The following is a 25,233-nucleotide window of genomic DNA, read 5'->3' on the forward strand; positions in this document are numbered from 1 at the left end:
GGGGCCTGTTAGCGGACGCACGTCCCAGGAAATTTCCGCTGTTCCCGCCGCCGCCTTTCGGCGGTTGACCCCCGGGGCCTGTTTTCCCGTCAGCGTCAGCCGCTAGGGTGCGGCCAGGGCCAACAGGCCGTAGCGGTGGTGGGAATGGACCAGTGTGGTGCGGGATCTTAAAAACCCCTCCAGAAGAAGCCTTTTCTCCTTTGGCCAATCCTCGATCACCCAGCGGTTGAAGATGTCGGACTGAAGCATGATGTGGGTGATGCCCATGGCCCGGAGCCGCTCGAGCATGGCCCCGGGGGTCTCCGATTCCCCCGCGACTTTCATGAGAAGACTCGCGGCGCCTTCGCCGTCCAGCTGGTAAGGCCGGTCGAGATAGTAGCCCCGTTTGCCCATGAAGACGAAAAGGATCCGGGCATCGGCCGGCAAGTGATGGTTGGCGTATTGCATCACGGGGTACTCCGGCCGGTATCGGGTGATATAGGCGTCCCGATCGACCTCCCCGCTCAGGTAGGAGAGGGGATCCACCACCCGGAACTGGGTCAGGACGTACTGGGCGTTCAATCCGAAACAGACCGTCAGGGCCGCGCCGGCGATGACGGGGACCAACCGACGGCTTTCGACAAAAGTCCTCTCCAGAAAATCCATGCTGTTTTTCATCCCGAAGACCGACAGAATCACCAGGGGCGGAACCATGGGAACGAGATACCGGATCCGCAGCACCGTGCTGAAGACCGCCGCCAGGAAATAGAGCACTGAAAAGGCCAGGAGGATTTTTTTCTGTCCGGATATCCACGTTTCCTTCTCCCCTCCCCTCGAATCCGACGAACCCATGGCCTCCGAAGAATCCGACCGTCCGGAAGGACGCCCTTTCCCGCTCATGCCGACAAAGGCCAACACCGTGAACATCAGCAGAAACGGATTGAGCCGGCCGTCAAAATATTGGCCGCTGCCGTCCTTCCCCTGGAAAAAGATCCTCACGGGCAACAGCAGGACCTGCCCTTCACTCTCCTGGTACATGGCGCTGCGATGGGTAAAGATTCGCCTGAACGCTCCGGGCTTCCGTTTCGGCCCGGGATTGGCGGCAACCGTTTCCGGCGGGTTGAAGACGCTGTTGTAAAGGGGATAGACAGGGTTGCCCTTCCAGATCCAGTTCCGGATCATCCATGGGGAGAAGACCGACGCCGCCACGGCGAGGTAGAGCACCCCGAAGCCGACGGATTTCCAAAGGCGATGCCGCCGATTCCGTCGATCCTGTCCGTGGACCGCGTAAATCCAGGGCACAATCAACGTCAGCAGGCAGCAGACCACCAGGCCGTTGTATTTGGTGCCCATGGCCAGGCCGCAACATACGGCCGAACCCGTCAGGCTCCCGAACCCGAAGCCGGTCTCCATCCACCGGAAGAGAAGCAGTAGGGCTGCCGTGGAAAAGAAGACCAGGCCGAGATCCACGTAGACGGTGATGGAAAGCTTGACGATGATGGGGAGGGACAGAAAGAAGAGCGCGCCGATCAGCGCATAGGACTTCCCGACCCGTGGTTTCAGGTAGCCGTGGATGAGTCCTGCAGTGGCGAGGGCGAAAGCGAAGTGAATGAATTTGGGGGCGATGTCGTTCCCGAACCCAAGCGGAATAATGTAGAGCAGGTCGAGATTCATGGGGAAATAGGAGAAGGAGAGCCCCGGCATCTCATATATTCCCCCATGTTCGAGGTAGCGTTTGGGAAGGTTGAGGTGATGGACCAGGGCGTCCCGGCTCACCGGCGGCACCAGGCAGAGGAGCACGACGGCGCCGATCAGGGCGAAAAGGGCGATCCACAACATGAACAGCCGGCCTGGAGCCCCCTTTTCTCGGGTTACACACGGGATCATGGCGTTTTGCTGATCAGAGAAGGCGGCGCTGCATGAAAACGATGTTGGCGGCGATCAGGGCCGTGGCGGTCCAGCCCAGGAGCACCAGGGCCCCCTGCCCCATCACCGCGCTGCTGATCACGTCGTTGTAGAGCGCTGCCTCCCGGAAATTGAGGGCCTCCAGGTTGGGGAGCAGATAGTAAAGGGTGTTCAACACCATCTTCAGGGCATCGGCTCTGGCGTTGTCCGCGAAGATCTTGAGCTCGTTGCTCCAGTGCCCCAGGAAGGCAACCGACACCAGGAAAAAATTGTGCAGCAGGGGTGAGGTGAAAGCGGCAAAAAAGAGGCTCACGGCCGCCAGGAGCACCCACTCGCCGAATAGAAAGGCCAGGGCCCAGAAGTGCATGGGGGTGAGGGAGACCCCCCTGGACAGAGCGATCACCAGCCACGCAATCGCCAAAAGGCCGAAGACGGATGCCAGCACCAGCACCATCCCGAAGAATTTGCCCAGCATGAAGGTGGGCCGGTCCACCGGACGGGAGAGCACGAGATAGACGGTCTTGCGCTGCAGCTCCCGCTTGATGATGCCGGAACCCAGGTAGACCACCGCCGCAAGCCCCCACATCCCCATGATCCAGAAGCCCATGTCCTGGAAAATCCGGTCCCGACCCCCCACGGCCATCTGTCCGAAGATCAGGGAAAAAGCCATCATCAACACCCCGGAACCCACCAGCATCAGGATGGAACGGTCCCGGGTCGCCTCGCGCCAGACATTGACGGCAAGGGCCTTGATTTGGGGGATGAAGATCCGGTTCATGGGGTCTGTTCCTCTTGTTTGGCCGGTTTTGGGTCCATTTTTTTATCCAATTTTCTGTCAGGGGCCGGGCCGCTCCCCGCGAATTTGAACAGGACCGCTTCGATCTCCTCCCGCATGGGCCGGAGAGACTCGAGAATGATCCGCTTCTGGGCCGAGAGATCCAGCAGCACCGACTTCTTGTCGATGGGAACGGCGATCCGCCATTCCCCCTGGGGCAGTCGTTCGGGACGGTTGCCGTTGGTGAGGGCCTTGAGGGCCTCGGGGCTGTCGGTCCGGCAGACGGCCTCGTACCCGACAACCTGCCGCGGCATTTCGGAGAGCGCCCCGATCCACCGCACGCGGCCCCCGTCAAGGAGCGCCACCCGGTCGGAAAGCCGCTCCACGTCCGCCAGGATATGGGAGCTGAACAGCAGTGTCCCGCCGGACGCCTTGAACTCCTTCAGGATATTGTTGAGCCGATACCGCCAGTAAGGGTCCAGCCCGCTCATGGGCTCGTCCAGCAAAAGGATCTCGGGCTCGTGCACCAGGGCCTGGGCCAGTCCGGCCCGCTGCAGCTGCCCCTTGGAGAGGGTGTTCATCATCATGCCGGCCTTTTCGGTCAGGGCCATGAGTTCGAGAACGGCGTCAACCCGCTCCTTCAGGCGGGATCCCTTCAGACCCGAAAACCCGGCCAGCATGCCCAGCCATTCCCGGACCCGGAGATGGGGATAGATGTACTGGGTTTCCGTGAGCAGGCCCAACCGCCGCCGGGCCTCGGATGACGCCGCCGGCATCCCGTGAACGCGGACGCTCCCGGCCGCCGGCGTGATCAGCCCTGCGGCGAGCTTGATGGCGGTGGTCTTTCCCGCGCCGTTGGGGCCCACCAGCCCCAGGGCCGTGCCCTGAGCCACGTCCATGTCCAGCTCGTGGAGGATGGTTTTCCATCTCATCCAGAAGCCGTGCCGCACGGCATACCCCGCTCTATTCCATTGCAGTGCCGGTGTCGTCATATTGTCCCTTCACCTTTTGCATCTTTTGGATGATGAACTCCCGCTGCCGGGGATCCGCGATCATCTCGAGGGACGCCTCCAGAAACCGCAGGGCCATGTCCCGCTTTCCCTCGCGGGTCAGCAGCGTTGCCGACAGCTCCGCCAGATAGACCGGCGCCCCGGGCAGCACCGCGGCCTTCTGCAGGGCCTCGGCAGCTTCCAGGTTGTTCCCGTCCTTCATCAGATAATATCCCTTGAAGAACCAGAGCTGCCAGTCTTCGGGATGATGGGTCAAGCCTTTTTCCACCATGTAGAGGGCGTCCTCGGTGCTTTCCCCAATATCGGACATGATGATTGCGCCATGAATATAAGGATATCCCCATCGTGGCGACAGATCCGTGATCATGTCCAGAAGATTCAATAGAAACGGATATTGCTGGTCGGTGAGGGCATGCTGGCCAAAATAGTAGAGCGCCCGCATCCAGAGCATGTCCGCCAGAAAATCCGGGTCGGCGGGTGAAATCAACCGCATGGCCGACGTGTCCATTGGCAGATAAACCACATCCCCTTTAGCGTTCGCATCGCACCAGGGGCATTCCGGAAGAATGACCCGACCCACATATCTTTTGTCAAGATAATTCCCCTGAAAAAAGATGATAGCCGCCAAAAGGAATATCGGCAGAATATAGTGATATTTTTTTACCGTCATGCTGATGAAATGGGATTCAAGATTGTTTTGTCCGGCATCCTTGAAGCCTCACGCCAAGCCGCAAAGCCGCCGGAAATTATCCGCTGTTTTTTGTTATTTTTTTCAGCGCCTGTCTTTGTGTCTTTGCGCCGTTGCGCGACCAAGATTCGATTCAACGTTGCCGCCTTACCTTTTACAGGCGTTCGGTTCGTTTTTCAGCACGTAACCGCTGTCAATCTCCCATTTATCCTCCCGGTCATCATAGCTTGCTTTCGCTGTCGCCGTGAAGTCGACCGCATCGGCCGAAACGATTTCATAGTTGTATTTGGGCGTGCCCGTCATCTTAAAACCAATATGCTCCTTATCCAAGCTGTAGGTCTCATGTTCGATAAAATAGGCTTCCTGGCATTTTGCCAGCAACGCCAGGGAACTCCTCGCCTCACTCTGCCTGGCCCTGCATCTGAAATCATGAAACACGGGTATTGATATCGATGCCAGTATCGAAATGATGAGCACCACGATCATCAATTCAATCAGGGTAAATCCCCGCCGCTCTGCAATTATTACCGCGATCATTGCGCCTCCTCGAGCCGTCGTATTTCTCAGCTTTCAGCTCAAGATAAGCAAATTTTATACCACGATCAATTGGAGGTCCAACAGGCCGTGATGATTCGGCAACAATGAGGTTATCGCGTTTCGGAACAGTGCGCCTCTACCAATTTTTGACACAACAAGCGCGTTTTTGAGTCGCCGACCGCCTCTCGAACCGCTTCCGTCAGCAATCGACAGGCACGAACAGGCTCACCTGAATGAATCAGAGATTTTCCATACCAGTAAATGATATTGACGTCCCTGGAATCCCGATTCCATGTCATGCAACTTTCAATATTTTGGGGATAATCGGTCCGTTCCAGACATGCGCCAGGGAATTCCAGGAAAAATCTTCTATCTCAATGGTGGGATTGTCGACGATGTTGCTGTAGTCATCGAGCAGAAACGGGCTTTTCAGTGTATTGACGTAAACAAGGGCTATAGCGGCCATAAGCCCCAACACAAAAGCGATATAAAATCTCGTTGAAGCACCTTTTCTGTCGGGCTGTTTTGCATACTCAATATGGAAAACAGCCCATACTTGACCATTGGAGCAGACAGATAAAACCTCTCTTTCTGATTATGATGGAAAGAGAGGTTTCGATTTTCCTACGTATCCTATTGTTTTTTTAATCGATATATAGCTATTTAAAATTTCAAGAACTTGAATTAGTCACAAGCATTGGGATTATTTGTGAGAATCAAATCGCCAGTCATCGTCCATTTATCTTCCTCTGCACCGTTGATTTCTGTTGATGTCGCCGTTGCAGTAAAACTAGCGTCAGCACCATCAGTAGCAGCCACAAGAGTAACTGCATAATCATAACGCGGATTTCCCTTGATTTCGAGACCAAGTGTATCTTTAATAGTATCTGTATCCTCCGTCTTCTCAGCGGCCTTATATGTGTTATATTCAGCAAAATAAGCCTCTTCCACCTTGGCTATTGCGCCGAGGTTCTGCTTCGCTTCCGCCTGTTTGGACTTGCACTGATAGTTCATGAAATTCGGGATGGCGATGGCGGCCAGGATGCCGATGATGGCGACGACGATCATCAGTTCGATGAGGGTGAAACCTTCGTTTTTTCGCAGTTTGTTGATCATTTTCTTCTCCTTTGAGTTTTTATCGGGTTGATTTTTCCGATGATATACGCACTTCACTTAAAAATGACGTCATCCGTTTCAAACGCCCTCTGTTGCAGATGTTTCACCCTCCTTTTTCAAGCTGAGATTGGCAGTGTCGTGTTGTTCATGTTTATAGCAAAAGGATGCCATTATGGAAGAATAAAATAAATTTGGTTATATATGCACAACAAGTTATCGGATTCTATTGGGATACAGGCTCATTATTATGAAAGGAGAGATGTGGACGAACAATCCGGATTTCAAATTTTGACTTGGATCATACAAAATTTGTCAGTAACGGTCCTGATGCAGGGGGCTTTCGTTTATTTCATTCATCGGTCTTCAGGCGCTAGTCATAAGCGATGCCGAGCTTTTTCAACCGATACCGGAGGGATCTCAGGTTGATCCCCAGCAGTTCGGTGGCCTTCTGCTTGTTGCCGCCGCTGATCTTCAGAGCCTCTTCGATGTAGATCTTCTCCACCTTGTCGAGCTCCTCGTCAAGGGATATGCCGTGGGATACGGCGGCGATGTCGACGAGGCCGCCCTTGTCGCCGTCGGTGCATTTCCGTTTGTGGATGGATAGGGCGAGGCTGTCGGGGAGTAGGATGTTGGTGCTGGTGAGTGCCACGCTCCGCTCCAGGAGGTTTTCCAGTTCCCGGATATTGCCCGGGAAATCGTATTTATGCAGCAAGTCCACGGCATAGGAGGAGACCTTGCTGATATCCTTGCCCATCTCCTTTGAATATTTTTCGAGGAAATGCTGGGCCAGGAGCTTGAGGTCTTCCTTTCTTTCCCTGAGGGGCGGCACCTTGATCTCGATGACGTTGAGCCGGTAAAACAGGTCCTCCCGGAACCGCCCGGCAATCACCTCCTCCTCCAGGTTTCGGTTGGTGGCGGAGATGATCCTCGTATCGACATGGAGGTCTTCGTTTCCGCCGACCGGCCTCACGGTTTTGGTCTGAACAGCCCTCAGCAGTTTCACCTGGATGGGGATGCTGATCTCCCCGATCTCGTCGAGAAAGAGCGTGCCTTTCCGGGCCGCCTCGAAGAGCCCTTTTTTGTCGGCGGAAGCGCCGGTGAAGGCTCCTTTACGGTGTCCGAAGAGCTCGCTTTCCATGAGGGTTTCGGGGATGCCGCCGCAATTGACCGCGATGAAAGGCTGGTCGCTTCGGCTGCTTTCCTGATGAATCGCCCTGGCGATCAACTCCTTGCCCGTGCCGCTCTCCCCCGTAATGAGGATGTTGGTGACGGTCTGGGAGACCTGGCGGATCATGTCGTAGATGCGGAGCATTTTGGGACTGTTGCCCATGATGAGGCCGAAGTGGAGGTTTCGCCGCAGGTCGTCCCCCACCGCCTTTTTCTCCTGCTCCAGGGTCCGCATCTCCAGGGCCCTGGCCACGGCCTTCTTCAGCTCGCTGGTGTCGAAGGGTTTGGGGAGATAGTCATAAGCGCCGTCGTTCATGGCCTGCACCGCGGTTTCAGCCGAGGCGTAGGCGGAGATCATGATTACCACCGTCTGGGGATTTTGGGCCTTGGCGGCCCTGAGGACATCGATGCCCGTCATGTCGCCGAGCCGGATATCGCAGAGCAGGAGATCGAAATCCGTTTTCCCGATCATCGCGACGGCCTCCCTGCCGCTCCCGGCGGTCGAAACCGCATATCCTTCCTTTTCCAACATGATGTCCAGCAGTTCACGCATGCTGACCTCGTCGTCGACGACCAATATCCGCGCTTTCTTTTCCGACATCCGCATCTCACTCCAGCAGTAGATTCACAAATCCGGCCTCAGTCTTCAGCCTTCAGCCTTCACAGCCTCTATTCCTCAAACACCACCTCCCCCCCCACCATGGTCAGCACGGCCCGGCCCTTCACCGCCCATCCGTCAAAGGGCGTGTTGCGGGCCTTGGACCGGAATTTCGCCGCATCGATCCGAAAGGCCGCATGAAGGTCGATCAGGGTAAGGTCCGCGGGATTCCCTTTTGTCAGGCGATTGTCGATGCCCAGAATGCGGGCGGGGTTGACGGACATCCTTTCGATCAGTTGGGAAAGGCTCAGCACCTGATCCCAAACCAGCCCAAGGCTGACCGGCAGGGAAGTTTCCAGGCCGATGACGCCGTTGGGCGCCGCCGCGAAATCGCGGTCTTTTTCATCCCGGGAATGGGGCGCGTGGTCCGTCGCGACGGCGTCGATGGTGCCGTCGGCGAGCCCAAGGCGAACGGCTTCCCGGTCCTGCGCCGTGCGCAACGGGGGGTTCATCTTGGCATGTGTGCCGTATTTCAGGACATCCTTTTCCGTGAGGGTCAGATAGTGGGGTGCGGTCTCGGCGGTGACGGAGATTCCCCGCTCCTTGGCCTCCCGGACGGCCCGGACGGCGCCTTCGGTGCTGACGTGGGCGATGTGGAGGCGGGCGCCGGTCAGTTCGGCAAGGGCGATGTCCCGCATGACGCCGATGGTCTCGGCGGCGGCCGGGATCCCTTTCATCCCCATGATTCGCGAGGTCTCCCCCTCGTTCATGGCGCCCCCCGCAGCCAGGTTGAGGTCTTCGGAATGGGAGAACACCGGAAGATCCAGGGCCATGGCCCGCTCCATGGCCTGCCGCATCACCCGGCTGTTCATCACCGGCATGCCGTCGTCGGAGACGGCCACGGCACCGGCGGCCTTGAGCCCGGCGAAATCGCACAACCCCTCCCCTTCCAGCCCCCGGGTGATAGCGCCCACCGGAAAGATCTTCACGCCCCCCTTCTCACGGGCTTTGTTCACGATATACCCGACGGTCTCGCTGCTGTCGGCGGGGGGTTGAGTGTTGGGCATGGTGCAGACCGCGGTGAAGCCGCCCCGGGCCGCCGCCGCCATCCCGGTCTCGAGGGTCTCCTTGTGTTCCTGCCCGGGATCCCGGAAATGGACGTGGAGATCGATCAGGCCGGGGACGATAATGAGACCGGCAGCGTCGATGATCCTCTCCGACCCGTTGCCCGGCAGTCCGCCCGGTTCCGGGGAAGACGACTGTTCGGGAAGGATGTCGACGATCTTTCCTTGGTCTACGAGGATGTCGAAGATGCCGTCCAGGCGTCCCGGGTCGATGACCCTTCCGCCGCGGATCCGTATTCTCATGGGCTTTCCTTGCTCGACGTCCTGGCAAAACGTCCTGTTATGGCGTCATTGGCAGTTATTTCAGGGGCGGTTATTTCAGAGGCGGTCATTTCAGGGGCGGTCATTTCAGAAAATCGCCGAGCCTGGACCAGCGGACCCCGAAATTCTCTTTATCCCAGGACCAGTAGATCATGAAGGCCTTTCCCTTGACGGCCTTCAGGTCGACAAACCCCCAGAAGCGGCTGTCGTAGCTGTGATCGCGGTTGTCCCCCATGACGAACAGCGCGCCCTCGGGCACGGTCACAGGACCGAAATAATCCCTCGGCTGAACGCCTTCCGGAATCGATCGGGGGTCGGTGTATATGGCCTGGGGATATTCGGCCGGCGCGCCGTTGACCCGGAGACGCTTGTTCCGGATTTCAATGGTGTCCCCTTCGACGCCCACCACCCGTTTGATGAAATCCTTGTCCGGGTCCTCCGGGAACTCGAACACGATGATATCCCCCCGCTCAGGATCGGTGACGGGGACCAGTGTCAAGTCGGTAAAGGGCACTTTGATGCCGTAAATGAACTTGTTCACCAGGATGTGATCGCCGATCTTCAGGGTTTCTTTCATGGATCCCGAAGGGATCTTGAATGCCTGGACGACGAAGGTTCGGATGAACATCGCCAGAACGACGGCAATGAGAATGGCCTCGATGTTTTCCCTGAGGCTGCTCTTCTTGACGGTGTTTTCTTTTTCGGAAGTCATGGGTGCGATTTTGAGACTCAATTGGGTTCAGGATCCTTTCCGGCAAAGCCCCTGTTGGGGATGGATTTTCCATGAGGACGGATCAACGGGAGATGCGTTTATAGCAATCCGGATTCACGTATTATTCCCCCGAGGCTCTGTCAAGGTGATCTTCGGTGTGAAGCCTCAGGATCTCCAACATCAACTCGGTCATGCGGACCATGTCATCAAGGGCTATGGACTCCCGGACCGTGTGCATGTTCTTCATCCCGGTGCCCAGCACGCCGGTGACGATGCCCTTGTCGAAAAAGATATTGGCGTCGGCACCGCCCCCCGTGGACTGGGGCGTAATGGTTCGGCCCAGATTCGCGGCGGCCCGCTGGGCCAGGGTGACGACGGGATGGTCGGCGTCGATATGGGTGGCCGGAAAATCGGGGTGAATATCCCAATCGACCGCAGGCGATGCCCCGCCGTCCGGAGATGCCGCCGCGGCGATCACCTGATCGAAGGTGGACAGAATGGTGTCGGTAACGCGGTTCAGCTTCCCGGTGTCGTGGCTCCGCACCTCGCCCTGGAGCGTGACCCGGTCGGGGACGATATTGGTGGCGGTACCGCCTTCGATGGTGCCGATGTTGCAGGTCGTCTCCGCGTCGATGCGCCCCAGGGTCAGGGCCGCGACGGCCCGGCTCGCCAGAAGGATGGCGTTGACCCCGTCCTCGGGCGCCGCACCGGCATGGGCGGCCTTGCCGTGGACCCGGATCTCGAAGCGGTTGGCCGCCGGGGCCCGCGTCACGATGCCCTCGGTGTTCGAGGCGTCCAGCGCATAGCCGTATCGGGCGCTGATAAGGCTGAAATCGAGGTGCTTCGCCCCCATCAGCCCGATCTCTTCGCACACGGTGAGCACCACCTCCACGGGACCGCAGGGGATCCCCCGCTCCTGGATGATCCGCATCGTCTCGATGATGACGGCAATGGCGCTCTTGTCGTCGGCCCCCAGAATGGTGCTGCCGTCGCTTCGGAACACGCCGTCTTCGAAAATCGCCCTGACGCCCCGCCCCGGCTCCACCGTATCCATGTGGGCGTTCAGCATCAAAGGGGGCACGGCGGAATTCCCGTCGAAGCGGGCAACGACGTTTCCCGCATTCCCGCCGATGCGCGAGGCGGCATCGTCAACCCGGATCTTCGCGCCCATCCCGGCCAGAACGCTTTGAATCGCCTGTGAGATCTCGGATTCCTCCCGCGACACGCTGTCGATGCCGACGAGCCATTTAAAGGTATTCGCCAATCTTTCCCGGTTGATCACGAAACCGCTCCTTTTTGATAAATCTGTTGACAAACACGAAAGTCCGGTTAAAATATCAGTCTTTCATGTGTGTTCGATTCGGAAGTGCACAGCTCACTGGTGGGGCTCCCGGACTTCAAATCCGGTGTGGGGCGCTAAAACCGTCCCGGGTGGGTTCGATTCCCATGCACTTCCGCCATTTTCGCCTCGTCCGCAGCCCATTGCCGTGAATTCGTTCAACCCGATCCGTCGCGCTGAATGCCGCCCCATGTTCGACTATGGGTTGATCCTGATGATCAGCCAATACACAATCGGCAACAGCACGGCCAGGATGACCAGCACCCCGGGAAGCGTGAGATAGGGCTTGTAGCGCGGCTCGTTTCTGGCGCGCGATTTACGAACCTCGGTCATGAACCAGTTGCCCAGCAGGGCCGCAGCTGCCAGAACAGCGGCGAATCTTAGAATTTCAAATAGCTTGTCCATCCGGTACCGTCATCTTTCCACTGCTTCCCTTGGGTTGATGTTTATGGGTGCGGCGCTTGCCCGAATTTTTTTACTTATCAAAAAAGCGTCTTTTTTTAAACCTTTTTAAAAGGCGTTCCCGGGAAAATTCCAGCCTGCCACCGGCGTGACGTTACGGGTTGACCGACATCTTGAACAAATTCGGGTCAGATGCTATAGACGTCCGGACAGAAGTTTGGGACGCCGTCGTCTTTCTCCAAAATCCGGGCTCCAAAGTCCGGGGCACGCACCAGCCTCGAGCGGCCGTCCCAGATCATTGTTTCAGGGTGCACTTCGAAGGAGACCGGCCTGTCGGCCGCTAGTCGTCAGCATTGCACAGGGGGAATATTATGTCAGACATCGATTTTGCTCAGATTTTTTCACCGGATCAATTGGCGGCGATATTTCCGGACACGCGCACGGACGATTTTTTCGAGGCGCTTTTCGGAGATCGGGAAGACGGTGCCTACGATATTTCGCTCAAGTTCAACAACGGGACCGCCGACAGACTGGAGTTGGCATTCCACCTGGCACGACGTCCGGGGAAATGCCTCGCGTGCAACCTCACCTATGGTCTGCCCCAGGTCTTCTCCCGCCACCCCATCATTGACGTGAACGGCATCGTGGCCAGGCTGGACGAACTCCTGGACGGCCGGGCAAGGTGCGGGGAGTGGCGCCTGGGATCGACCCGGGAGATGTCGAGGGACCTCCACGTGATCCCCCTGTTCATCTCCCTGCGGCAGAACGGCCATACCCCGGCGTCCGCCTGAAGGTCGGATCGCCCCCGACAACATCCCAATCGAATCCGGCGCGCCCGTTCCGGGCGTCGACTGCCGGCAAAAACCGGTCGAGAACGATACCGCGCCCACGCCTGGCGTCAGGAGGGCTTTCGGGTCCGGGGTCGCGACGTCCGTCGACGGGATCGCCGTTTGGGGCCCTGGCTCCGCCGCTCGGGATTCCCTTTTCCCGGGGCCGGATCCGGCAACTTCAGCCATGCGTCATCCGGCTGGGTGCAATGAAGCTCGTGCCCGATGAACGTCTCGATGTCGGGGATGTAAAAGGAGTCGTCCTCGCAGGCGAAACTGACGGAGGTGCCCGTCGCGCCGGCCCGGCCTGTCCGGCCGATACGATGGACATAGTTCTCCGGCTCGTGGGGCATGGCGAAGTTGATGACATGGCTGATGCCGTCGATGTGAAGCCCCCGACCCGCCACGTCGGTGGCCACGAGGACGCGGATATGCCCCGACCGGAACTTTTCCAGGGTAGCGAGACGCCGTTTCTGGGGCACCTCGCCCGATATCACCGCGCAATTGATGTCGTAGCGGTTGAGAAAATCGGCCACCCGGTGGGTCTCGTCCCGACGGTTGCAGAAGATGATGACCCGCTTCAGGTTCTGACGCTGGATGATATTGTAAAGCAGCGCCGGTTTCTGTCGGGTGGTCACCAGATATACCAGTTGTTCGACGGAGGCCACCTCCACCTGTTCGGGTTCCACCTCGACGATGAGCGGCTCCCGGGTCCACTCCGACGACAGGCGCTCCACCTCTCCGGTCATGGTCGCGGAAAACAGCAGGGTCTGGCGTTTTTCCTTGTAGGGCGTCTTTCGAACGATCCGACGGACCTGGGGCATGAATCCCATGTCGAGCATCCGGTCGGCTTCGTCGATCACCAGAATCTCGAGCTTGTTCAGTTGAACATCCTCATACTGGCAGTAGTCGATCAGCCGGCCGGGGGTGGCGACAATGATATCCACCACATGCTCCGTCAGCTCCCGCCGCTGCTTCTGATAATCCATCCCGCCGAAAACGGAGACGATATTGCAGGGGTAGTACTTGGAGAGCAGCCTGGCCTCCTCCGCGATCTGGATCACGAGTTCCCGGGTGGGGGCCAGAACCAGGGCCCTTGGCGTGCCCAGGGCCCGCTTTCCCTGAATGGGATTCCGGATAAAGGTGGCGAGCATGGTGATCAGAAACGCCGCGGTCTTGCCGGTGCCTGTCTGGGCCTGACCCGAGGCGTCCTTTCCCATGAGGGTGGCCGGCAGAATCTCGGCCTGAATCGGGGAACAGTACTGAAACCCCAGATCCGCCACGGCATGCAGGATTTCTCCGGGAAGGTCGAGATCGTGAAAGCGGGTTTTCCCCTCGGCGACGGGAACCTCGAAACTCGAAAGGTCCCATCCGTCGTGCCGGGCAGGCGCCGCCTTCTCGTCATCAACGGCCGGCTCGGGTTTCGCTTTTCCTTTTTTCCGCGGTCGACGCCGTTTCGGTCGGGGCCTTTCGGCCTCCGGACGATCGCTGTCGTCACCTTCGGCTGCTGCGCCTTTTCGGGTACCCGCATCCCCGGATGCGACGGGCTTTCCCCGAAGGATTTTGTCGCGGCTTTCAACATCCTGTTCAGGATCTGATGTCGCCTCTGGTTTCTGATCGGGTTTCGTATTCGAGTTTCGAAATCGCTTCAGTTTGTTCCGGATATTGTTGAATAGGGATTTAACCATCAAATGTTGTATATTCTCCTTCTGATATGTGTCGCAACGTCAATTGCGGTCGTCTGTTTCCGGCAAACGGAACAACAGGGAGGACTTCAAGCCTTCGGCTTCGGCTTTCTCACCCGGCCGACCCGCTGATGCCTTTGATAAATGTCTGCACGGCGTCCATGTAATCGGCATAACCGACATAGAGCAGGTCGTTGTGATCGGCTCCCGGTATCATCAGCAGGCGCTTTCGCGCCGCGCCGCAGGCTTCGTAAAGGGCCCGGCCGTCGCCCGAGGGGATGATATGGTCCCTCTCCGCATGGATGATCAGGCAGTCCCGGGTCACCGAGCGGATCTTGTCGATGTTCCGGAAGCCCTTTTTTTCCTCGAATCCAACAGCGGCGACATCGACCCCCAGAAGCGCCAGCAGCGGACCGGCCCAGGCGAACCCGCTCTCGATGATGACCCCGTGGATCCCGTCTTCATAACAGGCGGCCAGCTCCAGAGCCGACGCACTGCCCAGGGATCGCCCCATGACCGCCAGGGGTCCCGTGCAGCCGTTGTCGGAGAGCCATTTCAGGGTGAAGCCCAGGATGATGTGACAGTCCCGCATCATGGCCGTCACGGTGGGGCTTCCGGTGGAGCGGCCATACCCCCGATAATCCACCGGCAGGAAATTGATCCCCATCCGGTTGTAGACCGGACCCAGGTCGTCGTAGTCGGAGACGATTTCACCGTTGCCGTGGAAAAAAAGGATATTGGGCGCCGTCTTGCCCGCGATGTGAAAACGCCCGCCGATCTCGACCCCTTCTTCGACGGGAATGCTCACCGTGATCTCCGGCGCGTCGTCCCCGCCGCCCAAAGGCCCTTCAGCACGCGGATGGAACAGCACCGCCGTGATCTCCGGGCGATCCAGGGGTCCGTAGTCGATTGTCGTCATGTCTGTCATGCCTGGAAACTCCTCCTCGCCGTGCCGGTTCAGGTTCGGGTCAGCCGGCGGTACCGGATGCGGTGGGGAACGTCGGCATCCGCGCCCAGCCGCGCCTTGCGGTCTTTTTCATAATCGGAATAATTGCCTTCGAACCAGATGACCTGACTCTCGCCCTCGAAAGCCAGAATGTGAGTGGCGATCCGGTCCAGAAACCATCGGTCATGGCTGATCACCACGGCGCACCCCGCGAAGTTTTCCAGGGCCTCCTCCAGGGCCCGCATGGTGTTGACGTCCAGGTCGTTGGTGGGTTCGTCCAGCAGCAGCACGTTGGCCCCCTGTTTGAGGATCCTGGCCAGGTGAACCCGGTTCCGCTCACCGCCCGACAACATACCGACCTTTTTCTGCTGATCCGAGCCTGAAAAATTGAACCGTGCCACATAGGCACGGGAATTCACCTCCCGATTGCCCAGGGTGATGGTATCCTTGCCGTCGGAGATGGTCTCCCAGATATTCTTTTCAGGCGAGAGCACGTCCCGGCTCTGATCCACATAGGCCAGAGACACGGTGTCCCCGACCTTGAAGGTACCTGCGTCGGGCTTCTCCCGGCCGGTGATCATCCGGAACAGGGTCGTCTTTCCGGCGCCGTTGGGACCGATGACGCCGACAATGGCCCCCGGCGGGACGGCAAAGGAGAGATCCTCCATCAGGAGCAGATCACCGTAGGCCTTGGTGACGGACTCCGCCGAAATGACCTCGTTCCCGAGCCGGGGCCCCGGCGGAATGTAGATTTCCTGATCCTCGTTTCGTTTTTCCGTCTCCTGCTTCAGCAGCGATTCATAGGCGGTGATGCGGGCCTTGGACTTGGACCGCCGCCCCTTGGGCGACATGCGGATCCACTCCATCTCCCGCTCGAGGGTTTTCCGGCGCTGACTCTCCTGTTTTTCCTCCTTGGCGAGCCGCTTGTGCTTCTGCTCCAGCCAGGAGGAATAGTTTCCCTTCCAGGGAATGCCGTAGCCGCGATCCAACTCGAGGATCCACCCCGCCACGTTGTCCAGGAAATACCGGTCATGGGTCACGGCAATGACGGTCCCGGCGTAATTCTGGAGATGGTGCTCGAGCCAGGCCACCGACTCGGCGTCGAGATGGTTGGTGGGCTCATCCAGCAGCAGGATATCCGGCTTCTGGAGCAACAGCCGGCAGAGGGCGGTTCGGCGCCGCTCGCCGCCGGACAGCACACTCACGGGGGTGTCGCCCGGCGGGCAGCGGAGGGCGTCCATGGCCATCTCCAGCCGGGCATCGAGGTCCCACGCATCCAACGCGTCGAGCTTGTCCTGGACCTCGCCCTGCCGTTTCAGGAGACGGTCCATCTCATCGTCGCTCATGGGTTCGGCAAACTGCTCGTTGATGCGATTGAATTCGTTCATGAGGTCCACGGTCTCCCGGACCCCCTCCTCCACCACCGCGCGGACGGTTTTGTCGACATCCACCAGCGGCTCCTGCTCAAGGAACCCGACGGTGTACCCTTCGGATAGAATCGTCTCTCCATTATAGTCGGTGTCCACCCCCGCCATGATCCTGAGCAGCGTCGACTTGCCGGCGCCGTTGAGGCCCAGCACCCCGATTTTCGCGCCGTAAAAATACGAGAGCGATATATCCTTGATGATCGGCTTCTTGTTGTGGAACTTGCTGACGCCGATCATCGAATAGATGACCTTGTTTCCCGGTTCACTCATCGCAAACTCCCTTTTGATCCGCCTCGAATTTCAAGAACAGATGCCCCTCTCGGCCGTCGATTTCCGGCCTGTTGTCGTTCCAGTCGATAATCCGGCACCCGTCCGTCTCCTCGGAGGGATATGAGCAGCCGATGTACGGCATCAACGGGTCTCCGGCCACGGATTTGTAGTTGGTCAACAGCGCTTTACCTTTTGAGATGCCGTCCAGTTCAAGTAATCGAGACAGGAATATCCGGCACTCGCCCTCAAAGAGGTCGGTGGTGTCCCGAAATTGGCGGATGCGATCCCGAAACAGGTGGAGTGCGGCGTCCTTGCTCGCGGCATCGACGAGAAGGTTGAACTCGCCATGCCTTCTGTCTTCCTCGGATTCTTCCTGCTGGTTGGTTGTATGAAGAAAGCTTCCGATATAAATCATGATCCTTCCTTTCCATAGTGAAGCACAGCGCAATCCGTCAAATAGGCTCTTCAGGCTAAACCTATATATATAGCCATCGATGGATGATGCGTCAATTTTTTCCGGAATAATACCACAACCGTCTTTGTTCAATCGATCCCTTATCCCCGGGGATGATATTTCTCGTGGATCTCCTGCAGCCGCTTCCGGGCCACATGGGTGTAGATCTGGGTGGAAGAGATATCGGCATGACCGAGCATCATCTGGATCGATCTCAGATCCGCACCGTTCTCGAGAAGATGGCTGGCAAAGGCGTGCCGAAAACTGTGGGGGGTGATGCGTTTTCGGATGCCGGACCGGTCGGCATATTGTTTCAGGATCTTCCAGAACCCCTGCCGCGTCATCGGCTTTCCGGCCCTGGCAACGAACAGAACGGGGCTGTCGCATCCCTTGAGAAGCAGGGGTCTTGCGGTTTCGAGGTAGAAGATCAGTTTTTCCCTGGCGTGAAGCCCGATGGGGACGAGCCTTTCCACAGCCCCCTTCCCTTTCACCTTCAGGCAGCAGACCTCCAGGTTGACGTCGTGCCGTTTCAGGTTCACGAGCTCCGACACCCGCAACCCCGCGGCATAGAGCAGCTCCAGCATGGCCGCGTTTCTCGCGCCTGAAGGACGGGTCGTGTCCGGTGCGGTCAGAAGCCGCTCCACCTCCCCGACGGAGAGGATCTCCGGCAGTTTCATGCCGATTCTGGGAAGGTCGACCCGCCTGGCGGGGTCCTCGCTCAAAATTTCCTCCCGGACCAGAAAGCGGTAAAACCCCCTCAGGGCCACCAGATGCCGGGCCCGTGACCTGGCCGTGAGATGCGTCTTCGCCAGCTCGGCCATGTGATCGGCGATCAGGGGCAGGTCATCGGCGGAGACCCGCTCCACCCCCTTTGACCGCAGATAGTCAAAATACCGGGACAAGTCGTTGCCGTAGGCGGCAAGGGTCTTCCCGGAAAGACCCTTTTCAACGAGGAGATAGTTCAGGAATTGATCGGCGAGGGTATTGAAATAGGGCATACGCCGACCTCCGTCATACCGCTTCATATTCGGTGATCAGGGGGCGGTTGAGCATGTTCTCGTACAGGTCGATGTATTGCCTGGCGGTGACGTCGTAGTTGAAGGTGGCGGCGGCGTCCGTCATGATCCGCCGGATCTGCCGCTCCCGGATCTCGGGGGCCAGTGCATAAAACTGCATGGCCTCGCGAATGGCCCAGAACAGTCCGTCGGCATCGTAGGTCTCGAAGAGGAACCCGTTGCCCTTGTCTTCGGCCACGTTCAAATGGGTCACCGTATCGTGGATGCCGCCGGTGTCGTGGGCCACCGGGAGGCTGCCGTATATGGGGGCGATCATCTGGGGCAGCCCGCACGGCTCGAAGCGGGAGGGCATGAGAATGAAATCCGACGCGCCATAGGCCATGTGCTCGAGGTGTTCGTCAAAATGGCAGACGGCGATTCGGTTCTCGAACCCGTGAAACCGGGCGATATCCCTGAAATGGCGGTGATACGGACCATCCGCCACAAAGATGACCTGAAGCTTTTTTTCCCAATACTCCGATATCACGTGAAATAAAATGTCTGCCAGCAGCTGGCACCCTTTCTGAACGGGATCCAGCCGGGACGGCCAGAAAAAAAGCGGCGCGTTTTCATCCTCGATCAGCCCCAGGGATGCCTGGAGGAACCGCTTGTTCTCCTGTTTGGCCGAAGCATGGTCGTCGGGGCCGTAGGATTGGTGGATCATCCGGTCATCCCGGGGATTGAAGGAGGGGTCCGGTGAATTCAGAATTCCGGCGGCGCAACCGGCATGGTATTTTTGGGCCAGTTCGCTTCGGATCGAAGGCTCGACAAAATCATGACGCCCCTCGACGATCTCCCGGAGAAAAGTGTCGCTCACCGTGTTGACGAAATGTGCCGCGAAGATGCCGCTGGTCAGCAGGTCGATGAGGTTGGTGCCCCACGACTCGCCGTAATCCTGCGGCGGGCGTTCGTAATAAAGATGCCGCCAGAAGGAGGCGACGTCGATGCCCCGGTCTTCGATATGGGCGAGATAACATTTGACCGTGTGGATATTGTGGATGGTGAAAAGACAGGGGATGCCCCGCTCCCGGGCCATGGCCGGGATCAGGGCCGTCATCCAGTCGTTGCAGTGGATCAGGTCTGGCTTGACCCGGGGGACGATATAGTTGAGGACGTCCCGTTGAAAGGTCAGGGCCAGCTTTGTGTTCTCGAGGCCGTCCCCCGAATAGATTCGATTCAGGTAAAAAAAGGAGCTGTCTTCCACGAGATGAATCCGCTCCTCCGGAATGACCTCGAGGATCGTCCGCTGCTCCTTCTTGAGAAAGGGCGCCAGACGGTCGCTGAAGATGGCCCGGTAATCCGGCAGTGCGACATGAACATCCGCTCCCTGCTCGAACAGAGCGCTCACCAATGCCGCCGACACGTCGGCCAGACCCCCGGCCTTTGCAGTCAGCGTGTTGGCCAGACTCCCCATTCGATCCGGCAGATAAGTGACCTCCGGCGTCACGATCAAAATTCTCGGATTCCGCAGTGTTGCCGCCATGGTTATCCTTTCCGCAGGAATGAAGTTTCCATCCCCGCTTCCGCGACGTTATCGATCAACAGGCCCCCGTGCCGACAGCGCGGTTATCGTTACATTCATGTCGAATCCCTGTCAGGCCCAAAGGAGCAGGCCCGGCTGGAACCTCGCCCACGCGTCCCCGGCCGGAAGCACCCGGGCCGTGAAGCCGTACCGACCCGAAACCCGGCAGGTAATGTCACAGGCATAGAGATATCGGCCGCCGCCGTGGGCTTCGAGCATTTCCATCTTCTTGGCCTTTCCCGACATCACGCGATCCGCCGACTGCACCAGGCCGTAAAAAAGCTCTACGGTCACGTCTTCCGGCGCCAGGTCCCCCAGGTCGACCAGCGTGGTCATGTGAAGTTTCTCCCCCACCCGAAAAGGCCCTTCGGTCTCCTGAATCGGCGGTTGAATTCGAATGTCTCCCCACAGGGCGTTGACTTTTTTCCTCTGGGCCGCCAGTTTCCGGGCGCGGCTCGCCCCCTCCGACAGAAGTTCGAACAGGTGTTCCCGGGCCGGGTCGTAAAAACGGCCGTTGTACTCGGCGACCATCCGGTGGCTGCAGAAGATCCCCATGCCCATTTTCATCGAGTTCTTCATCATCTTGACCCATCGGACGGGGATATCCCCATTCTTTCGATCATAAAAACAGGGCACCACCTCTTCCTCGAGGACGTTGAAAAGGGCCTGGGATTCCACGGCGTCCTGGTAGGCGGGGTCGACGTACTCCTCCCCGCTGCCGATCTTCCATCCCCGGTTCTCGGCATACCCCTCGCACCACCACCCGTCCAGAATGCTGCAATTCAAAACACCGTTGATGGCCGCCTTCATGCCCGAGGTGCCGCAGGCTTCCAGCGGGCGCCTGGGGGTATTGAGCCAGACGTCCGCGCCTTGAACCAGAAACCGGGCCACATGGATGTCGTAGTCCTCGATGAAAACGATGCGGTTCCGGATCTCGGACTTGCGGGCGAACTGCACCAGACGTTTGATCAGTTCCTTGCCTTCGTGGTCCCTCGGGTGAGCCTTCCCGGCGAAAATGAACTGGACCGGTCGGTTCTTGTCCGTCAAAAGGGCCTCGAAGCGCTCCGGGTCCTGCAGGAGCAGGTTGGCGCGCTTGTAAGTGGCAAAACGCCGGGCAAAGGCGATGGTCATGATGTCCTGATCCAGGACCAGCTCGGCATCCCGCAACATCTCCTTGGGGGCGTTCCGCCGTTTGTACTGGCGCATCATGAGTTTGCGGCAGGTTCGGATCAGACGGGCCCGGCACATCACATGGGCCCGCCACACCTCTTCTTCGTAGATGTCGTCCACCCGCCTGATGTTGCCGGGATTGGAGGGGTGATGGTGCCACTCCGGCCCGATATAGCGCTCGAATAGCAACGCGAGCTCCCGGGAGAGAAAGGAGGGGATGTGCACGCCGTTGGTCACGTGGCTGATGGGAATCTCGTACTCCGGAACCTCCGGCCACACATGGGTCCACATGCGGCGGGCCACCTGGCCGTGGAGTTCGCTGACGCCGTTGCAGTAGCGCGCCATATGGGCGCCCAGGACAAACATGGAGATGGGTGAATCCGGCGGGGCCCCCTGGGCCTGCCCCCATGACAGGATTTCGTCCGCCGTGGCGCCGATGCGTTCCTCCAGGGGAACGAGATAGGGCCGGATCAGCTCCACGGGAAATTCCTCGTTTCCCGCGGACACGGGGGTATGGGTCGTGAAAACGGTGGTTCGGGGGATGATTTCGAGGGCGGTTTTCAGGTCCACATGATGGTTCTCCCGAATCTGGGCGATACGCTCGAGGCTGGAGAAAGCCGAATGCCCTTCGTTCATGTGGCAGACGGCCGGATGGATATCGAGAGCGGCCAGCGCCCGCATGCCGCCGATGCCCAGGAGCATCTCCTGGGCGATGCGCATCTTTTCCTCCCCGATATAGAGCTTTGAGGTGATGTCCCGAATCTCCCTTGGATTGACGGAGACATTGCTGTCGAGAAGGTAGAGCGGAACGCATCCGACATTCAGACGCCAGACCGCGGCGGTGATGTCGCCGTCCGGACCGGCGACGGAGACATAGAGGTCGTCTCCCCTGGCGTCTTTTGCCTTTTCGATGGGAAGCTGGTAGATGTCGGTCTCGGGATACTCCTCCTGCTGCCACCCGTCCTGGTCGAGAAACTGCCGGAAATAGCCCTGGCGGTATAACAACCCGACACCCACCAGGGGCAGATCCATGTCAGAAGCGGCCTTCAGGTGATCCCCCGCCAGGATGCCCAACCCGCCGGCAAAGAGCGGAATGCTCTCGTGGATCCCGAATTCCATGGAAAAATAAGCGACGGCGTACCGACGGGCCGGCAACGAACCATTGTCGCCCCGGCCGGCGCAGGCAAGCTTCTGGAACTGGGACCGGACCCGTTCCTGGTGACTCAGAAAGCTCTTGTCCGCGGCCAGCTCCTCCAGCCGTTTCTGGGGAATATAGGTCAGAAAAAGAATAGGGTTTCGCCCACACCCGTCCCACAGCCGGGGGTCGATGCGGCGAAACAGCTCGACGGCGTCATACTGCCAGCACCACCAGATATTTCGGGAAAGGACCTCCAGAAAGGAGAGGGCCTCGGGGATGTCGGGCAAAACGCGAAAGGTTTGCAGATGGCTCATAAACTCAACTTGTAATTTCGATTTCAGGTTATCGCCCCCGATTTCGGGGACGGCGATCAACTCATGAAAGTGTTATTACCCAATCGAGCCGTATAAATCAAGGGGATAACCGTGCGTCCCACGTCGCTCAGAAATCGACACCCCCCGAAAGAGAGCGGCTTCGGACATCTTGATGGACCGAGGCGGGTGTGGTAGATGAGAAAGCCGGATGGGCTTCAATCTCAACTTTCGATTTTCATAGGCCGGTGCCGGACTTTCATAGGCCGGTGCCGGGAGGATACGGCCCTCGCCCAGCGCGGTTTCGTTCAAGTGCCGCTAAAGCTTGCTCCGGGCGGCCCGGAAACTCGCTTCGCTCAAACAGTCCGGGCCGCTGATCCTCCGCGGCGCTTAAGCGGCACGGGCCGTATCCTCCCGGCACCTCTATCCGGTCACCATCATGCTTATTGACGGCTTGGATGAGCAGACGAAACGAGGCGTGAATGACGACAGTAAACACCATCGCCATGCTGGGCTCTTTCCCGCCTCTCCGGGGCGTGAGCGGCTACTGCCTTGAACTGGCCGCCGCCATGGCCGAGCGCGGCCGGGTCGACTTCATCTCCTTCAGGGAGATGTATCCCCGCGCCCTCTATCCCGGCGGCGACCTGGCGGACGATACCACCTTTCCGGAGGTTTTTCATCCCCGGTTGACGGTACGCCGCCGCCTGACCTGGTACGACCCCGCCGGCTGGATTAAGGCGGGGCTCGGGACCCGGGCCGAACTCCTTCACGCCCAGTGGTGGAGCCTGCCGCTTGCGCCGGTCTACATGACGATCTGCGCCGGGTTCAAGGCCCGGAAAAAGCCCGTGGTCTTCACCGTTCACAACGTGCTTCCCCACGAAACCGCTCCGGCTTATATCGCGGCGTCCCGCGCCCTTTTCACCCTGGGGGACCGTTTCATCGTCCATACCGAGAAAAACCGTCGTCAGCTCGCAGCCCACTACGGCATCCCTGAATCCCGGATCAGCAGGATCCCCCACGGCACCCTCGATTTCCAGGCCCGGTCCGGCAAAAGCGACGGCACCTTTCGAACAGATATGGGCATTGGCCCCGAGGAGAAGATCGTCCTCCTGTTCGGAGCCGTCCGACCTTATAAAGGTGTCGATACGGCCCTGAAGGCCCTTGCCGAAATCCTGAAAATCAGAGCCGACGTGCGCCTGGTGATCGCCGGAAAATTGTGGGAAAGCTGGGCGCCATACGAATGCCTCATCCGGAAGTTGGGGCTTTACGACCACGTCCTGCCGATTCTCGACTACATTCCGTCGGCCGGGGTCCATCGGCTCTTCACCGCAGCGGATCTGGTCATCCTGCCTTATCACCATTTCGACAGCCAGTCGGGGGTCGCGGGCACGGCCCTGGCTTTCCGAAAACCCATGATCGTCTCGGCTGTGGGCGGCCTCCCGGACCTGGTGAAGAACCCGGCCTGCGTGGTCCCCCCACAGAACCCCGCGGCCCTTGCCCGGGCGGTCGTCCGCTGCCTCCAAGACCCGAACCGACTCCGATCTCTGGCAGCGGACGCCCATGCCCTCAGCCGGGATTTTTCCTGGAAGGCCATTGCCAAAGCCACCTTCCTGGTGTATAAGGATGCCTGTAAAAAGTTATAGGGGTTTAATCCCACCGCTAAGGAACCGACAGTGAGCTATCTCAGGGAAGTGTTGCCCAAAATACCGCGATACGCCGCGGCCTACAGGGGATGGGCTACGCCGGGGACGCCCCTCAACCTGACCTTCTCCGTCACCAACCAGTGCCAGTCACGCTGCAAAACCTGCGGCATCTGGCGGATCTACCGAGACGATCCCGCAAAGCGGCAGACGGAGCTGACCTTGGAGGAGATCGAAAAGATCTTCCGATCCCTGGGGCACGTCTACGTGTTCAATGTCAGCGGCGGCGAGCCGTTCCTGCGCAAAGACCTTCTGGAGATCATCCGGCTCGCCTGCATCCACCTGAGCCCCGGCATCATCCACATCCCCACGAACGGGCTTGCGGTGGACCGTATTGTGGCACAGACGCAGGAAATTCTCTCATACCTGAAGCGCCGTTGTCCCCATGTCCGCCTCACGATCAAGCCCAGCCTCGATCATCTCGGCGAAAAGCACGACGAGATCCGGGGCGTTCCCGGCAATTTCGAGAAGGTCATGGCGCTGTTCCACCGTCTCAAGGCCCTGCAGGCGGACCATCCCCGATTCCATCCGGAGCTCGGCACGGTGATCTCCCGATGGAACGTCAACGACATCCAGAGGATCGCCGCCTTCGTCACCCGGCTCGGCACCGACAGCTACCGGAACGAGATTGCGGAGCAGCGCTCGGAGATGCTCAACCAGGCCGATCCCATCACCCCGGATCCGGATCAGTATGAAACGGCCATCGATTTTTTCGTGAAGCAGATCAAAACCCACATGGAGCGAAAGGTGCTGTTCCAGCGAATCACCCATGCGTTTCGTCTGGTCTACTATACGCTGGCCGTCGGCATCCTCCGGGAAAACCGCCAGATCATCCCCTGCTACGCCGGCATCACCAATGCCCACCTGACCCCGTACGGCGACGTCTGGGCATGCTGCACCCTGGGTTACGACAAGCCCATGGGCAGCCTCCGGGATTATGGATATGACTTCAAGGCCCTCTGGAACAGCCCCCGGGCCGACACCGTGCGACGGTTCATCCGGGAAGGCCGCTGCGCCTGCCCCATGGCCAACCAGGCCTATTCCAACATCCTGATGCACCCGCCGTCCCTGACCCGGGTCGTCCGAGAGATCGTCGGTGTTGGATGATTCCGGTC

The 25,233-nt window shown here is 59.0% G+C and carries 22 protein-coding genes and 1 tRNA gene; 4 read left to right on the top strand and 19 right to left on the bottom strand.

Annotation, left to right across the window (positions count from 1 at the left end):
• Positions 1–102: 102 nt before the first annotated feature.
• The 11 genes from dmul_RS10835 to dmul_RS10880 form a co-directional block, all read right to left on the bottom strand.
• Positions 103–1,818: an ArnT family glycosyltransferase gene (locus dmul_RS10835; protein WP_020877525.1), complete on the bottom strand. Its 1,716-nt coding sequence runs from the start codon at positions 1,816–1,818 to the stop codon at positions 103–105.
• 61 nt (positions 1,819–1,879) lie between these two features.
• Positions 1,880–2,662, bottom strand: coding sequence for an ABC transporter permease (locus dmul_RS10840; protein WP_020877524.1), 783 nt, complete (start codon positions 2,660–2,662; stop codon positions 1,880–1,882).
• Positions 2,659–3,651 (bottom strand): ABC transporter ATP-binding protein, encoded by a 993-nt coding sequence (locus tag dmul_RS10845; protein ID WP_020877523.1) that lies wholly within the window; start codon positions 3,649–3,651, stop codon positions 2,659–2,661. The genes dmul_RS10840 and dmul_RS10845 overlap by 4 nt, the downstream gene beginning before the upstream one ends.
• The gene (locus tag dmul_RS10850) at positions 3,623–4,339 is read right to left on the bottom strand and encodes a tetratricopeptide repeat protein (RefSeq protein ID WP_020877522.1); all 717 of its coding nucleotides are present in this window, start codon (positions 4,337–4,339) and stop codon (positions 3,623–3,625) included. Before dmul_RS10850 ends, dmul_RS10845 begins: the two co-directional genes overlap by 29 nt.
• 165 nt (positions 4,340–4,504) lie before the next feature.
• Complete coding sequence (locus dmul_RS10855; protein WP_020877521.1) at positions 4,505–4,894, bottom strand: type IV pilin protein; 390 nt, start codon at positions 4,892–4,894, stop codon at positions 4,505–4,507.
• 295 nt (positions 4,895–5,189) lie between these two features.
• Entirely contained in the window at positions 5,190–5,360 is a 171-nt protein-coding gene (locus tag dmul_RS20245; RefSeq protein ID WP_020877520.1) for a hypothetical protein, read from the bottom strand.
• Positions 5,361–5,578: 218 nt separating this feature from the next.
• A complete protein-coding gene (locus dmul_RS10860) occupies positions 5,579–6,010 on the bottom strand; it encodes a type IV pilin protein (protein WP_020877519.1) in 432 nt (143 codons plus the stop codon).
• 370 nt (positions 6,011–6,380) lie between these two features.
• Positions 6,381–7,778, bottom strand: a complete 1,398-nt coding sequence (locus dmul_RS10865) for a sigma-54-dependent transcriptional regulator (protein ID WP_020877518.1) — start codon at positions 7,776–7,778, stop codon at positions 6,381–6,383.
• A gap of 68 nt (positions 7,779–7,846) precedes the next feature.
• The gene (locus tag dmul_RS10870; protein WP_020877517.1) at positions 7,847–9,142 is read right to left on the bottom strand and encodes a dihydroorotase; all 1,296 of its coding nucleotides are present in this window, start codon (positions 9,140–9,142) and stop codon (positions 7,847–7,849) included.
• A gap of 100 nt (positions 9,143–9,242) precedes the next feature.
• Positions 9,243–9,893: a signal peptidase I gene (lepB, locus tag dmul_RS10875; RefSeq protein ID WP_020877516.1), complete on the bottom strand. Its 651-nt coding sequence runs from the start codon at positions 9,891–9,893 to the stop codon at positions 9,243–9,245.
• A gap of 100 nt (positions 9,894–9,993) precedes the next feature.
• Positions 9,994–11,154: a M20/M25/M40 family metallo-hydrolase gene (locus dmul_RS10880; RefSeq protein ID WP_020877515.1), complete on the bottom strand. Its 1,161-nt coding sequence runs from the start codon at positions 11,152–11,154 to the stop codon at positions 9,994–9,996.
• Between the two features lie 80 nt (positions 11,155–11,234).
• On the opposite strand from dmul_RS10880, the gene dmul_RS10885 reads away from it, so the two are divergent.
• Positions 11,235–11,332 (top strand) — tRNA-Sec (locus dmul_RS10885).
• Between the two features lie 77 nt (positions 11,333–11,409).
• Here dmul_RS10885 and dmul_RS10890 read toward each other — a convergent pair.
• The gene (locus tag dmul_RS10890) at positions 11,410–11,616 is read right to left on the bottom strand and encodes a hypothetical protein (protein ID WP_020877514.1); all 207 of its coding nucleotides are present in this window, start codon (positions 11,614–11,616) and stop codon (positions 11,410–11,412) included.
• Positions 11,617–11,984: 368 nt separating this feature from the next.
• Between dmul_RS10890 and dmul_RS10895 the strand changes: the two genes are divergently transcribed.
• Positions 11,985–12,404: a hypothetical protein gene (locus dmul_RS10895; RefSeq protein WP_020877513.1), complete on the top strand. Its 420-nt coding sequence runs from the start codon at positions 11,985–11,987 to the stop codon at positions 12,402–12,404.
• Positions 12,405–12,511: 107 nt separating this feature from the next.
• Here the strand turns inward: dmul_RS10895 and dmul_RS10900 are convergent, their stop codons facing one another.
• From dmul_RS10900 to glgP, 7 genes are all read right to left on the bottom strand, one after another.
• Positions 12,512–14,128 carry a DEAD/DEAH box helicase gene (locus dmul_RS10900; RefSeq protein WP_020877512.1) on the bottom strand — a complete coding sequence of 539 codons (1,617 nt, stop codon included), beginning with the start codon at positions 14,126–14,128 and terminating at the stop codon, positions 12,512–12,514.
• 109 nt (positions 14,129–14,237) lie between these two features.
• Entirely contained in the window at positions 14,238–15,053 is an 816-nt protein-coding gene (locus dmul_RS10905) for an alpha/beta hydrolase (protein ID WP_020877511.1), read from the bottom strand.
• A gap of 29 nt (positions 15,054–15,082) precedes the next feature.
• Positions 15,083–16,768, bottom strand: a complete 1,686-nt coding sequence (ettA, locus tag dmul_RS10910; RefSeq protein WP_020877510.1) for an energy-dependent translational throttle protein EttA — start codon at positions 16,766–16,768, stop codon at positions 15,083–15,085.
• Positions 16,761–17,183, bottom strand: coding sequence for a hypothetical protein (locus dmul_RS10915; protein WP_020877509.1), 423 nt, complete (start codon positions 17,181–17,183; stop codon positions 16,761–16,763). Before dmul_RS10915 ends, ettA begins: the two co-directional genes overlap by 8 nt.
• Positions 17,184–17,323: 140 nt before the next feature.
• A complete protein-coding gene (xerD, locus tag dmul_RS10920) occupies positions 17,324–18,220 on the bottom strand; it encodes a site-specific tyrosine recombinase XerD (RefSeq protein WP_020877508.1) in 897 nt (298 codons plus the stop codon).
• Positions 18,221–18,233: 13 nt separating this feature from the next.
• Positions 18,234–19,760, bottom strand: coding sequence for a glycogen synthase (locus dmul_RS10925; RefSeq protein WP_020877507.1), 1,527 nt, complete (start codon positions 19,758–19,760; stop codon positions 18,234–18,236).
• A gap of 111 nt (positions 19,761–19,871) precedes the next feature.
• Entirely contained in the window at positions 19,872–22,421 is a 2,550-nt protein-coding gene (gene glgP, locus dmul_RS10930) for an alpha-glucan family phosphorylase (protein WP_020877506.1), read from the bottom strand.
• 479 nt (positions 22,422–22,900) lie between these two features.
• Here glgP and dmul_RS10935 point away from each other — a divergent pair, with 479 nt between their 5' ends.
• Together dmul_RS10935 and dmul_RS10940 are read left to right on the top strand one after the other, a co-directional pair.
• The gene (locus dmul_RS10935) at positions 22,901–24,061 is read left to right on the top strand and encodes a glycosyltransferase family 4 protein (protein ID WP_020875470.1); all 1,161 of its coding nucleotides are present in this window, start codon (positions 22,901–22,903) and stop codon (positions 24,059–24,061) included.
• A gap of 30 nt (positions 24,062–24,091) precedes the next feature.
• Positions 24,092–25,225: a radical SAM protein gene (locus dmul_RS10940; RefSeq protein WP_020875471.1), complete on the top strand. Its 1,134-nt coding sequence runs from the start codon at positions 24,092–24,094 to the stop codon at positions 25,223–25,225.
• Positions 25,226–25,233: the final 8 nt, after the last annotated feature.

The sequence above is a fragment of the Desulfococcus multivorans genome (assembly GCF_001854245.1).
GTDB classification, from domain to species: domain Bacteria; phylum Desulfobacterota; class Desulfobacteria; order Desulfobacterales; family Desulfococcaceae; genus Desulfococcus; species Desulfococcus multivorans.